This window comes from Daejeonella sp. H1SJ63 (assembly GCF_029360775.1).
Taxonomy (GTDB): Bacteria; Bacteroidota; Bacteroidia; order Sphingobacteriales; family Sphingobacteriaceae; genus Daejeonella.
On sequence record NZ_JARKMZ010000028.1, the window covers coordinates 55,570 to 68,027 of the forward strand.

General features: G+C 39.6%; 12 protein-coding genes. 9 read left to right on the forward strand and 3 right to left on the reverse strand.

Annotated elements, in window-relative coordinates:
• Positions 1 to 5 precede the first annotated feature (5 nt).
• From glpK to hemN, 6 genes are all read left to right on the forward strand, one after another.
• Positions 6 to 1,493 carry a glycerol kinase GlpK gene (glpK, locus tag P2W72_RS08130; protein WP_276360691.1) on the forward strand — a complete coding sequence of 496 codons (1,488 nt, stop codon included), beginning with the start codon at positions 6 to 8 and terminating at the stop codon, positions 1,491 to 1,493.
• A gap of 16 nt (positions 1,494 to 1,509) precedes the next feature.
• A complete protein-coding gene (locus tag P2W72_RS08135; protein ID WP_276360693.1) occupies positions 1,510 to 2,241 on the forward strand; it encodes an MIP/aquaporin family protein in 732 nt (243 codons plus the stop codon).
• 210 nt (positions 2,242 to 2,451) lie between these two features.
• Complete coding sequence (locus P2W72_RS08140; protein ID WP_276360697.1) at positions 2,452 to 3,639, forward strand: PAS domain-containing sensor histidine kinase; 1,188 nt, start codon at positions 2,452 to 2,454, stop codon at positions 3,637 to 3,639.
• Between the two features lie 6 nt (positions 3,640 to 3,645).
• Positions 3,646 to 4,707, forward strand: a complete 1,062-nt coding sequence (locus P2W72_RS08145) for a response regulator (RefSeq protein ID WP_276360700.1) — start codon at positions 3,646 to 3,648, stop codon at positions 4,705 to 4,707.
• A 79-nt stretch (positions 4,708 to 4,786) separates the two neighbouring features.
• Positions 4,787 to 5,806: an NAD(P)-dependent oxidoreductase gene (locus tag P2W72_RS08150; protein ID WP_276360703.1), complete on the forward strand. Its 1,020-nt coding sequence runs from the start codon at positions 4,787 to 4,789 to the stop codon at positions 5,804 to 5,806.
• A gap of 16 nt (positions 5,807 to 5,822) precedes the next feature.
• Positions 5,823 to 7,187: an oxygen-independent coproporphyrinogen III oxidase gene (gene hemN, locus P2W72_RS08155; RefSeq protein ID WP_276360706.1), complete on the forward strand. Its 1,365-nt coding sequence runs from the start codon at positions 5,823 to 5,825 to the stop codon at positions 7,185 to 7,187.
• A 32-nt stretch (positions 7,188 to 7,219) separates the two neighbouring features.
• On the opposite strand, the gene P2W72_RS08160 is transcribed toward hemN, so the two are convergent.
• Genes P2W72_RS08160 through ccoG form a run of 3 tightly spaced genes read right to left on the reverse strand, consistent with a single transcriptional unit; the run spans position 7,220 to position 9,789 of the window.
• Positions 7,220 to 7,939 (reverse strand): sulfite exporter TauE/SafE family protein, encoded by a 720-nt coding sequence (locus P2W72_RS08160; RefSeq protein ID WP_276360709.1) that lies wholly within the window; start codon positions 7,937 to 7,939, stop codon positions 7,220 to 7,222.
• Positions 7,940 to 7,970: 31 nt separating this feature from the next.
• Positions 7,971 to 8,393: a FixH family protein gene (locus tag P2W72_RS08165; RefSeq protein ID WP_276360712.1), complete on the reverse strand. Its 423-nt coding sequence runs from the start codon at positions 8,391 to 8,393 to the stop codon at positions 7,971 to 7,973.
• Between the two features lies 1 nt (position 8,394).
• Complete coding sequence (gene ccoG, locus P2W72_RS08170; protein ID WP_276360717.1) at positions 8,395 to 9,789, reverse strand: cytochrome c oxidase accessory protein CcoG; 1,395 nt, start codon at positions 9,787 to 9,789, stop codon at positions 8,395 to 8,397.
• A 251-nt stretch (positions 9,790 to 10,040) separates the two neighbouring features.
• Between ccoG and P2W72_RS08175 the strand changes: the two genes are divergently transcribed.
• From P2W72_RS08175 to P2W72_RS08185, 3 genes are read left to right on the forward strand one after another with little or no spacing between them, the layout of a single operon-like run.
• Positions 10,041 to 11,033 carry a PEP/pyruvate-binding domain-containing protein gene (locus tag P2W72_RS08175; protein WP_276360720.1) on the forward strand — a complete coding sequence of 331 codons (993 nt, stop codon included), beginning with the start codon at positions 10,041 to 10,043 and terminating at the stop codon, positions 11,031 to 11,033.
• Complete coding sequence (locus tag P2W72_RS08180; RefSeq protein ID WP_276360722.1) at positions 11,026 to 11,760, forward strand: TIGR00730 family Rossman fold protein; 735 nt, start codon at positions 11,026 to 11,028, stop codon at positions 11,758 to 11,760. Before P2W72_RS08175 ends, P2W72_RS08180 begins: the two co-directional genes overlap by 8 nt.
• Positions 11,761 to 11,784: 24 nt before the next feature.
• Positions 11,785 to 12,420, forward strand: coding sequence for a YceI family protein (locus P2W72_RS08185; protein WP_276360725.1), 636 nt, complete (start codon positions 11,785 to 11,787; stop codon positions 12,418 to 12,420).
• Positions 12,421 to 12,458: the final 38 nt, after the last annotated feature.

The window sequence follows — 12,458 nt, forward strand, 5'->3', positions numbered from 1 at the left end:
CAATTATGGCAGATTACATATTATCTCTTGATCAGGGAACGACCAGTTCCAGAGCGATTATTTTTAACCGTAAGGGAAGTATTGTTGCCATTGCACAAAAGGAGTTTGAGCAGATTTATCCCAAACCGGGATGGGTTGAACATGATCCGCTTGAGATATGGTCAACTCAGGTTGCTGTTGCTGCTGAAGCAATTGTCAGGGCCGGAATCCACTCAAAAGATATTCATGCCATTGGAATTACCAATCAGAGGGAAACAACAGTAGTTTGGGACAGAGAAACGGGCTTGCCGGTCTATAATGCAATTGTCTGGCAGGATCGCCGTACATCAGATTTTTGTGATTCCATCAGAAAGGAATACGCTGAATTAATTCAGCAGAAAACAGGATTAATTATTGACTCCTATTTTTCAGCAACAAAAGTCAGATGGATACTTGAGCATGTTCCGGGTGCAAGGCAGCGTGCAGCGGAGGGCAAATTGCTTTTCGGGACTGTCGACAGCTGGCTGATATGGAAGCTTTCGGGAGGCACAAGTCATGTTACAGATATGAGTAATGCTTCCAGAACGATGCTTTTTGATATTAATACCCTGGAATGGGATAAGGAACTCCTCAGGATATTTAGTATTCCTGAAAAGATGCTTCCGGAAGTAAGGTCTTCAAGTGAAATATTTTGTGAAACTGCCGGAAATATTCTGGCAACCAAAATTCCGATTGGGGGTATAGCCGGTGATCAGCAGGCTGCATTGTTCGGTCAGATGTGCACTGAGGTAGGAATGGTAAAGAACACCTATGGCACAGGTTGTTTTATGCTGATGAATATTGGCAAAAAAGTAAGAATTTCTAAAAATAACCTCCTCACTACTGTTGCATGGAAGATCAACGGGGAAGTAACTTATGCTCTGGAAGGAGGGATTTTTATTGGCGGTGCAGTTGTTCAATGGCTCAGAGATGAGCTTGGACTGATCAAAACCTCAGGAGAAGTGGAGGAACTTGCTGCCAAAGTGAGTGATACCGGAGGGGTTTATATGGTTCCGGCTTTTGCCGGATTAGGAGCGCCGCACTGGGATCAGCATGCCCGGGGTACGATTACAGGGATTACAAGAGGCACTAATTCGGCTCATTTCGCCCGTGCAGCACTTGAAAGTATTGCTTACCAAACTATGGATGTTTTGAAGGCGATGGAGGCCGATGCCGGCACCTCAATCAGCGAGTTGCGCGTTGATGGCGGGGCTACTGCAAATAATATTTTAATGCAGTTTCAGGCAGATATAATGAAATGCCGGGTAATCAGGCCAAAAGTTACAGAAGTGACGGCTATGGGAGCTGCATATCTTGCCGGACTTGCCACCGGATTCTGGAGCAGTATTTCGGATATTGCGGAGCAATGGCAGGTTGAACGGATTTTTGAACCGGCAGAACTTGATAACTATGATGAATTGATATCCGGATGGAACCGTGCGGTTAAAGCGGCAAAAGCCAATACTGAATCCTGAAATTTAATAAGCAGATATGACACCTTTTTTAGCAGAATTTATTGGAACAGCATTATTGATCCTTCTGGGTAATGGAGTAGTGGCCAATGTGGTACTTAACGGAACCAAGGGGAATGGTGGAGGCTGGATCGTGATTACCACTGCATGGGCCCTTGCAGTATTTGTAGGGGTAGTTGTAGCTGGTCCGTACAGTGGAGCGCATTTGAATCCTGCTGTTTCTGTAGGGTTGGCTATAGCCGGAAAGTTTGAATGGTCGCAGGTTGCTCCGTATGCTCTGGCTCAATTGCTCGGGGCAATGCTTGGCTCAGCTCTGGTCTGGTTGAAATATAAAGATCACTTTGATGCTACAGAAAACCCTGACCTGAAAATGGCTTGTTTTTGTACCAGTCCGGCCATCAGAAATCCTTTTCTGAATTTTATGAGTGAGTTTATTGGCTCAATTGTGCTCATATTCGTCATATTTCATTTTACTAATGCTGAAATTGCAGATACCAAAACCCCGGTGGGGCTGGGATCAATCGGCGCCATGCCTGTGATGCTTCTGGTTTGGGCAATTGGATTATCGCTGGGCGGTACAACCGGATATGCTATTAACCCGGTACGCGATCTGGGTCCCAGGATCATACATGCCATATTGCCAATTGCAGGAAAGAGAGGATCTGACTGGTCATATTCCTGGATACCTGTTATCGGTCCGTTGCTGGGAGCGGGCTTTGCGGCCTTACTTTATCTGTTCATAGGCAGCTGATTTTTGTTTACCGGATCTATTTGTATTTGGTTTTTTGAATTGAATCTTTTCAAATTCAGTTTGCAACAGGTAGTTTCCGGTTTTTAAGGTAATTTCCAAAAGTCTAAATGACTTATGGTGATCATAAATTTTATCAAAATGTTTGCTTTTAGAGCCTGACACTACGTAGAATTAACACTGTTTTTCTTTCTAAAAGACTATTTTTGCCATATGACTGAAAAGGGTGCATTATTGCATGCAATTATTGAAAATGCTATTGATGGTATTATTACCATTGATGACAGGGGATTAATCGAGTCGATAAATCCGGCCGCTTGTGCTCTGTTTGGTTACACCATTGATGAAGTGATTGGTAAAAATATTTCAGTATTGGTGCCACATCCTGACAAGGATAAACATGATGAATATATAGCCAGGTATCAGCGTACCGGCGAACCCCATATCATTGGTAAGGGCAGAGATGTCAAAGGTCTGCGTAAGGATGGTACAATGTTTCCATTTCGGCTTGGTGTAAATGAAGTAAAATCTGCAGGCAGAACTATTTATGCCGGATTTATACACGACCTGAGTAAAGAGAAGGAGGCTGAGGCCCAGATCCTGCATTATGCATCCCAACTGGAAAAACTGGTTGAGGAACGTACCAACTCTCTGCAGCAATCTGTTGTTGAATTACAGACAGCAAAGGAAACGGTCAGTAAATCGCTTGAAAAGGAAAAGGAACTGAATCAGCTGAAAAGCCGCTTTGTATCTATGGCTTCGCACGAGTTTAGAACTCCCCTAAGCTCTATTCAGCTTTCAGCCTCGCTCATTGAAAAGTACATGCAGCAGGGGGATGGTACTAACGTTTCAAAGCATGTAAGTAAAATCAAAAATTCTGTAGGTAACCTGACTACAATTTTGGATGATTTCTTGTCGCTGGAACGTCTGGAGGCTGGAAAGATCGAAACAAATTTTACAAAATTCGATATCGTGAAGCTTTCAGAAGAAATTACAGAAGAAATGCAGCTGATGGCGAAAAGAGATCAGAATATTATTTATCAGCACACCGGTTTGCATAGCACCGTATTGCTGGATCAGAATTTACTCCGTAACTGTATCGTTAATTTAATTTCGAATGCAATAAAATATTCAGGTGAAAATACATTTATTGAATTCAACACAGAACTAACTGATAGTGAATGTATTGTAACTGTTAAAGATAATGGTATTGGAATTCCTCAAGCAGATCATAAACACCTGTTTGAGCCATTTTTCAGAGCCAATAATACTGGTACTATTCCAGGTACCGGACTTGGGCTGAATATTATTTTGCGTTATGCTACTTTAATGGGCGGGCATGTAGACTTCAGCAGTCACGTAAACCAAAAAACAGTTTTTACCTTAAATTTTCCACAATAAACTCCAATGAAGAAGAAGATCCTAATTATAGAAGATAATGAAGATATCAGGGAAAGCTCAATAGAAATTCTGGAACTTGCAGGCTATGATGTGCTGCAGGCCGAGAATGGTAAAATTGGTGTTGAAATTGCGCAGCAGCAATTGCCTGATATGATCCTTTGTGATATTATGATGCCTGAACTGGATGGCTACGGAGTTTTGTATCTTCTATCAAAAAATCAGCAAACAGCCAATATTCCATTTATATTCTTAACTGCAAAAGCTGAAAGAACTGATATGCGAAAGGGTATGGAAATGGGTGCCGATGATTATCTCACCAAGCCTTTTGATGATATGGAGTTATTGAATACCATAGAATCAAGATTTCAGAAAAAGGAAAAGCAGGAGGCTTTTTATAGTAAGTCATTCGAGGGTTTGAAGTTACTTGCCAACCAGAATCAGGGTATGGAGGAGTTGCAAAAGATTATATCAGACCGTAAGGTAAAACAGGTAAGAAAAAAGCAGATTATCTATTATGAAGGTGATGTAATTTCAGGAATTTATCTGATCCTTAGCGGTAGGGTGAAAGCCATTAAACTAAATGAGGACGGCAGGGAACTGGTAACAGGAATGTACGGCCCCGACGATTATTTAGGTATTCAGGCTATGCTTTCAGGTGAGCACTACAATGAAACGGCAGAAGCGGTTGAAGATACCACCATCTGTTTACTCCCAAAAGATACTGTTAAACAGTTACTGGATAATTATACTGATATAGGCCAGAAATTTATTAAGGTGCTTTCAAGTAATCTGATCGAGAAAGAGGAGCAATTACTGCAGCTGGCTTACCATTCTGTAAGAAAACGCATGGCTGAAATTCTGGTCAGGCTTTCCAAACAACAAAATTCGCTGGGGGATGCTGAATCTCAGATAAAAATTTCACGTGAAGATCTGGCTTCTATGGCCGGTATGGCAACTGAAACAGTGAGTCGTACGCTAAGTGATTTTAAGGATGAGGGGATCATCGAAAAGAAGGGTAGTGTGATCCAGATTCTTGCGATGAACAAGCTTCTGAAAATGAAAAACTGATAAAGATCATTTTTCTTTATGATATGACTCATTACCTATAGCTTACCCTAAAGCTATTTTTGGGTCATATTATGAAGTAATGAAGGTTGTTGCGTACAATATAAAAGAATTTGAAAAGGAGTTTCTGGTTCGTGCGAATCAAAAGCAACACGACATTACGCTGATTTCCAATCCGTTAAGTCTGGAGACGGCATTGTATGCCGAAGGTAAAGATGCGGTTGTGGTTAGTATCAATGATGACGTTTCTGCTGAAGTGATTGAAAAACTCGCTGATTTGGGAATCAGGTATATTACTACCCGTTCAGTGGCGGTTGACCATATTAACAGGGAGGCAGCGGGTTTAAGAAATATTAAACTGGCCAATGTTCCTTCTTTTTCTGCTGAGGCAGTTGCTGAATATTCGGTTTTGCTTGCACTTTCTTTGAACCGTAAAATTGTCCCGACTGTAAACAGCAGCCGGGAATTTGATTTTAGGGTTGACCAGCATGTGGGTTTCAATTTTTTTGGTAAGACAGTTGGTATCATAGGACTTGGAAATATAGGGCAGTCAGTTGCAGCTATTTATAAAGCAATGGGTTGCAGAGTGCTTGGGAACGATCTTAAATTCCCGGCTCATCTTCATGGTGTTGAAGAGAAAAGCCTGGATGGAATATTTGAAGAGTCTGATCTAATTTCTTTGCATATTCCACTTAATAATGAGAGCAGGAATATTATTAATCAGCAAAGTCTTTCAAAAATGAAGCGGGGTGTTATGCTGATCAATACCTGCAGCGGTAAACTGATCAATACAGTTGATTTGCTCAGATCCCTGAGGAATGGAAAAATTGGCTATCTCGCTTTAGATGGCTATGAATTTGAAAGAGGCTTATTTTTTGAGGATCGAAGGAAAGATGGAGTTAAAGATCATCCGATGATGGAAGAATTATTGTCTTTCCCGAATGTAATCATTTCTCCTCATCAGGCCTTTCTGACAAAGGAAGGTTTGCAGGAAGTAGCTAATCTGACTATTAAAAATCTGGATAACTGGCAAGCCGGAAAATGCTCCGGTAAGGCCTGTGCATGTGCAGATGGCTGCCAGAAGAGTTCTCTGAAAGCCTGATATAGAATATGTTATTATGAAAATACAGCAGCTAATAGATAAATACCATGTTGCAGCTCCCCGTTACACCAGTTATCCTACTGTTCCTTACTGGGATGCAGCTGCTCCGGATATAGAAAAGTGGAAAGAATCAGTTGCGTTTTCCTTCAAACAAAGTAATGCCGGTAATGGGATAAGTTTATATGTTCATTTACCTTTTTGCGAAAGTCTTTGCACTTATTGTGGCTGCAATACCAGAATAACCAGGAATCATCAGGTTGAAGATCCATATATTCATGCCGTTCTTAAAGAGTGGAAATTATATCTTCAGGTATTTGCTGAGAAGCCAATTATCAGGGAAATTCATCTTGGGGGAGGAACTCCGACATTTTTCGCCCCTCATAATCTTAAGCTTCTTATAAATGGTTTAATGGCAGATTCAGTGCTTCATCCTGATGCCGAATTTAGCTTTGAAGCTCATCCCAATAATACAAGTGATGATCATCTGCAAACTCTTTTTGATCTTGGTTTCAGGCGTTTAAGTTTGGGCATACAGGATTTTGATCTTAAAGTACAGAAGATCATTAACCGTATTCAAAGTTTTGAACAGGTAAAACATGTTACCGAAAAGGCACGTGAAATTGGCTATAGCTCGATTAATTTTGATCTGATTTATGGTTTGCCTTTACAAACTTATGAGGGCCTGAGTGAGACTATTCTACAGGTTGGGAAACTAATGCCTGACCGCATTGCATTTTACAGTTATGCGCATGTTCCATGGATAAAACCAGGGCAGAGAAGTTTTACAGAGGATGATCTTCCTTCAGTAGCAGAAAAGCAGAGATTATATGAACTTGGTCGTGAAATGTTTACCTCCATGGGTTATGAAGAAATCGGGATGGATCATTTTGCTCTGAATACTGATAGTCTTTATCTGGCCGAGCAATCAGGAAAGCTACATCGTAATTTCATGGGATATACCCATCAGTATACTCAACTGATGATCGGTTTGGGAGTATCTTCGATCAGTGACAGCTGGTTTGCATTTGCTCAGAATGTGAAGAAAGTAGAAGAATATCTCGATTTGGTGGGTAAAGGTCAGATACCGGTTTTTAAAGGCCATCAGCTTACCGGGGAAGATTTATTGATCCGCAAACATATTCTGAATCTGATGTGTAAAGGCAAAACGGAGTGGGATGCTTCAGAACCATTAAATGAGTCGCTGCAAGCAGGAATTGAACGGGCAAGGACTCTGGAAGAAGATGGACTTTGCGAAATTGGATTAAACAGCCTGACTGTAACACCTCTCGGTAAACGTTTTCTGAGAAATATCTGTATGGCTCTTGATGCCCGTCTGTGGGCTGAACAACCTGAAACACAGTTATTCAGTATGGCCGGATAGCCGGCCGGTTCAAGCTGAGCCTGATTGTTAATTTAGCAAAATCTTGTATTTTTTGATTGGATGAGGGAACAAACTTCGACCCCATTATCCATTTTGGGCGGACTCAAATAAGGAATATCCAGATTCATGCCTCTCAGGATGAACCAGGCTCCAAGGCAAAGCATAGCATAAGGAATAAGCTTGTTAATGCGTCTTCGAACTACCGGTCCGGCGAAGCCTGTACTTACCATCGCAATCATCATCAGCGGAAGTGTTCCAATTCCAAACCAGAACATATATTGTGCTGAGGATAGTACGTTGCCAGTATTTAAAGCACCTGCCAGAGCAAGATATACAAATCCACAGGGTAAAAATCCGTTCAGAATACCTGTAATTAAATGACCCGCCTTATGCTGAAGTGCGTAGGTAAGTACTTTGTTAAATGGTTGTACAAGTCCCGACAGCCAGTCGCGTTTACCAATGGATAATTTTAAAATTCTGGAACTTGCTGCTAAAACTATAAATACACCGGTTAAAATGCTGATACTTTGCTGCATTCCTGCAAGCCATAACTGTCTGCCGGCCAAACCAATGATCAGCCCAAGCAGGGTATAGGTCATAGTCCTGCCAAGGTTATAGATCAGTTTGTCAAAAACGATCATCCAGGCCTGTTTGTGAAAGCTGGGAACGGCAAATGCTAAGGGGCCGCACATGCCTATGCAATGGATGCTTCCGAATAATCCGGTGAAGAATGCCAGCTCGTTATAACTCATTACTTTAAATAATACCCTTCTGATACAAAATCTACCGGATTATAATATCCTTTTCAAACATGTAACCTTTGCCTGAACTTTCCCATTCCAGCATTACTTTCCAATGACCTCCTGTAAATTCGTTCAATGGAATGTCTGCTGTATTTCCCATTCCCGAATCCATACTAACGACTCTGTCTTTAGTTTGATCTGAAGGATGTAAAAAGCGGATATTTCCCTTCGCCGGATTTTTGAATGTTATTTTCAGGCTTTGACCAACACTGATTTCCGGTTCGGCTTTATCCACATTGACCCTGCTTTTCCGGATATAATCTTTATCGTATTCAATTCCTTTCTGATAATAATTCTGGTCTACAAGATCATCCGAATCGCTTCGCATCATTAGTACTACAAGAGTAATGATGAAAGTCATGAAAGTGACCATTCCCAGTACAAGTTTTGTTCCCCAGTTCATTTTATAAGTTTGGTGGTGCTATAAAATTGGTATTAATCTCTTCGATCAGTTTTCCTTTGGAATATACCTGGATTTCTATCTCAGATTTGTATTTTTTGATGCTTTTTAGCGGTCTGATTACAAAGAAAGTAAGTTTTATGATACCTCCTTTTTTGATCAGATTCTCTTTATGAATATATTCGATTCTGGTTTCAGGGTCATCTGATTTCATCTCAAATTCAATGTCGCCTGATGTTTTGTTAACAAACTCTGCATTGTATAAATTACTGACAGTGCCATTTTCCCTTTGCTGGTATAAGGTTCCTCCAGCTCTGAGAATAGTGGTTTCAATATTTGTGCGGCTGATTAGTAAGAAGCTTAATACCGTAACCAGAATTAAGAGTACCACAGAATAAGCATATACTTTTCTGCTCAGTTTAAATGCTGATTTTGTTTTAATCTGATCTTCAGACATAAAGCCGATCAGTCTGCTTGGCCTGTGAATTTTTTCCATAACCATGTCACATGCGTCTATACATGCGGTGCAGTTTACACATTCAAGCTGAGTACCATTGCGAATGTCAATCCCGGTAGGACAAACGTGTACACAAAGTTTGCAGTCTATACAATCGCCAAGGTGTTCCTGACTGGTGTTTTTCTGGACTTTGCCTCTTGGTTCACCTCTTTCGTAATCATAGGCAACAATGATACTCTGGTTATCAAGAAGTACACCCTGTAAGCGGCCATACGGACAAATTACAGTGCAAACGAGTTCGCGGATGTAAGAAAAGACTATATAGAATACCAATGTAAAAATCCAGATTGATACAAAACCTGTAACATGATTGCCAACAGGCTCTGTCATGATCTTGATCAGTTCATCAGATCCGATGATATAGGCTAAAAAGATATTGGATATCAAAAAGGAGATTAGCAGGAAGATAGTATGTTTAGCAGTCTTTTTTAATACTTTTTCAGCGCTTAGAGGAGAAGCATCAAGTTTTTGCTGCTGAATATAATCTCCTTCAATCAGGTTTTCAACTTTCCTGAAAACCATTTCCATAAAAATGGTTTGAGGGCAGGCCCATCCGCACCATACACGCCCGAAAATTGCTGTAAACATGACGATGAAAACCATAAAAGTTAAAATCGCCAGTACAAAAAGATAAAAATCCTGTGGCCAGAAGATAACGCCGAAGAAAACAAATTTTCGTTCAATTACATTAAGAAGGATCAGTTGTTCCCCGTTTAATTTTATAAATGGTCCGCTGAACAGAAGAATAAGCAGGGCATAGCTGAATTTATCCCTGTACCTGAAAAGTTTTCCTTTTATAATTTGAGGGTATATCCACTTCCTTTTATTTCCGGTGTCACTGATTGAAGGAAGGTGATCACGGAAGTTATTTGCTTCAGCCATTATGTTATGTGTAATTATTTAAGAAATCCTCTTTTTAAGTTTAAAACAGAGGTAGTTTCGTCACTAATCAATGGTGTAAAAATTGAGATATAATAACTTTTATAGTATGATATAGATCATAATAATTGATAACAGGCATCACTAAAAAAAGAATTAAATCATCTCATTTTCGTGTAGTAAGAATATCCTTTTATAAATTTATATAGATTCATTCAATTAGTTTGATTCAGTTGCAAAATAATTTCCGGAATATGAATGATTATGTAATTAAATACAAAGACATTTCTGTTGCGGATGCGGTAGAAGTTGGGGTATTAAATTCTATTCTGGGGGATATTTTTAATCATTCCCAATTTCAGGATATTAAAGTTCCGGATGGTTTTGCGATAACTGCAGGCACGTTCAGGCATTTTATCGGATATAATAAGCTTGAGGGGATTCTTGAAAAATTAATTAAAAATCTTGACAGAAATAATCCTGAATCTATTTATGAAACTGTTATAAAAGCTCAGGAGCTTATTATTGGAGCTCAAATGCCTGCTGATATTTATGATAGTATTATCAAAGAATATCGGGATCTGGACCCAGGTTCTGGTCTTGTTATGCGAAGCAGTTTGCTGAATCCTGATTCATTAAATTTGTGGCTTAAGAACAGGCAAGATACCATTTGGAATATCAGGGACGAGAAACACTTGATTGAGTCTGTTCAAAGGTGTTTTGCCTCCCTTTATTCAGACATTACATTGAAAGAAGAATATTTTAGTAGTTTAAGTACTATTTCAGTTGGAGTTCAGCTGATTCCTGATTCATTTAATGTCAGTTCGGGATTGGCATATACTGCCGATCCTGAAAGCGGTTTCCCTGATGTAGTACATATTTCAGGTGTTTGGGGAATCGGACAAAGAACGCTTCATGAGCCGGATGAATGTATCGTATATAAACCTAATTTAGCTCATGGCGGCAAATCGATTATTCTGAAAAAAACAGGTAAAAAGAATCTGATGATGGGCTATGATAAATCTGAAGAGGGAGAAATTATTAATACACCCATTGATCTGTGCCGAAAGTTTGTTTTAAATGACGAAGAAATCCTTACTATTGCTAATTGGGGTATCATTCTGGAGAATTATTACAATAATCAGATTAGTCTGGAGTGGGTCAGAAACGGCCTGACAGATGAACTTTATATTCTTCAGGTAAGACCTGAGCAATTTAAAATTCACTTAAAGAACAATTATGACTAAATCTGAAATTAAATTTCTTAGCGGACCACAATCCAGAAGTAAGGAATTCTTTTTTACGGTATCTACTCTTACTCAGTTTATTAAGGGGTTCAGAGCCCTGCATTTTATTGGTCCCTGCATTACTGTATTTGGCTCAGCACGATTTAATGAAGATCATGAATATTATAAGCTGACAAGAAAAGCATCTGCAGAATTTGCAAAGCTGGGTTTTACAATCATGACAGGCGGTGGTCCGGGGATTATGGAAGCGGCTAATCGTGGTGCAAAGGATGTTGGTGGACGCTCTGTTGGCTGTAATATAGAACTTCCTCATGAACAGCATCACAACCCCTATCTTGACAGATGGGTAGAGATAAAGCATTTCTTTGTTCGTAAGGTGCTGTTGGTAAAGTATTCATTTGCCTTTGTTGTGATGCCGGGTGGATTTGGTACTCTCGATGAGTATTTTGAGGCTATAACACTTATTCAAACCAGGAAAATTGCAAATTTTCCGGTGATTATATTTTGTAAAGACTTTCATAAAAAACTGGTTGAGCACACTGAAATGATGAAAGAGGTTGGCGCAATCTCGGAATCTGATATGAATCTGTTTCTGGTAACTGATTCAATAGAAGAAGCAGTTGAACTCATCAGGGAAAATAGTATAAAACGTCATGGTTTAAAGCATGAATCAGAGATAAAACCATTCAGATGGCTATTTGAGTCCCGCTTTAAATGGAAGGAATAGTGCTGAATCGTCGAAAATAATGGAATGATGAAAATTGTAAAGGGTATATTATTCAGATTAAGTTTTACTGCTCAGATGAGGGTATTGATGTTTATATGTTTAATGATGCCGCTTACTTTAGTTTTTGGACAACAGCAGCATTATGTATATCAGTCCGGACAGGTAGAAGTAAGCGGATATACCAATAATTATAATTGGAAACTGAAGACTGACAGTATAGAATGTAAGTCAAATATAACTCTTATAAAAAGACAGCTGAAGGTTATAAATTCATTGCATTTTACTGTCGCCGTTAAAAATCTCAGCAGTCCGAATACCTACATGGATCGCATTGCACATAAATCGCTAAAGGTTTATCCTTTCGATAAGATTATATTTCAGCATTTGAAGTCAGAGATCACTCCGATGGAAGATAATGCTCAATATCAGGTTAAGGCAAATGGTAATTTGACAATAGGCGGTGTTACGCAGCTTGTAAAAATGGATCTGGTAGCTACTTTGATCAATGATGGTACCATTGTATTTACCGGATCACAAAATCTTAAACTGAGTACATATCAGGTCACACCTAAAAGAACTTTGATGGGTACCCTGAAAACCAATGATGAAGTAACAGTTAATTTTATTATCGGACTAAGGCCGCAGGCAGCTGTAAAATAACGGACAAATTGATTGTTTAAGTCTTTATCTGGCATAGA

Bases quoted from the DNA above. Each gene is read 5' to 3' on its own strand.
- hemN (WP_276360706.1), top strand. From the start codon at position 5,823: ATGAAAATACAGCAGCTAATAGATAAATACCATGTTGCAGCTCCCCGT.
- P2W72_RS08145 (WP_276360700.1), top strand. From the start codon at position 3,646: ATGAAGAAGAAGATCCTAATTATAGAAGATAATGAAGATATCAGGGAA.
- P2W72_RS08180 (WP_276360722.1), top strand. From the start codon at position 11,026: ATGACTAAATCTGAAATTAAATTTCTTAGCGGACCACAATCCAGAAGT.
- ccoG (WP_276360717.1), bottom strand. From the start codon at position 9,789: ATGGCTGAAGCAAATAACTTCCGTGATCACCTTCCTTCAATCAGTGAC.
- P2W72_RS08150 (WP_276360703.1), top strand. From the start codon at position 4,787: ATGAAGGTTGTTGCGTACAATATAAAAGAATTTGAAAAGGAGTTTCTG.
- P2W72_RS08175 (WP_276360720.1), top strand. From the start codon at position 10,041: ATGAATGATTATGTAATTAAATACAAAGACATTTCTGTTGCGGATGCG.
- glpK (WP_276360691.1), top strand. From the start codon at position 6: ATGGCAGATTACATATTATCTCTTGATCAGGGAACGACCAGTTCCAGA.
- P2W72_RS08135 (WP_276360693.1), top strand. From the start codon at position 1,510: ATGACACCTTTTTTAGCAGAATTTATTGGAACAGCATTATTGATCCTT.
- P2W72_RS08160 (WP_276360709.1), bottom strand. From the start codon at position 7,939: ATGAGTTATAACGAGCTGGCATTCTTCACCGGATTATTCGGAAGCATC.
- P2W72_RS08185 (WP_276360725.1), top strand. From the start codon at position 11,785: ATGATGAAAATTGTAAAGGGTATATTATTCAGATTAAGTTTTACTGCT.
- P2W72_RS08140 (WP_276360697.1), top strand. From the start codon at position 2,452: ATGACTGAAAAGGGTGCATTATTGCATGCAATTATTGAAAATGCTATT.
- P2W72_RS08165 (WP_276360712.1), bottom strand. From the start codon at position 8,393: ATGAACTGGGGAACAAAACTTGTACTGGGAATGGTCACTTTCATGACT.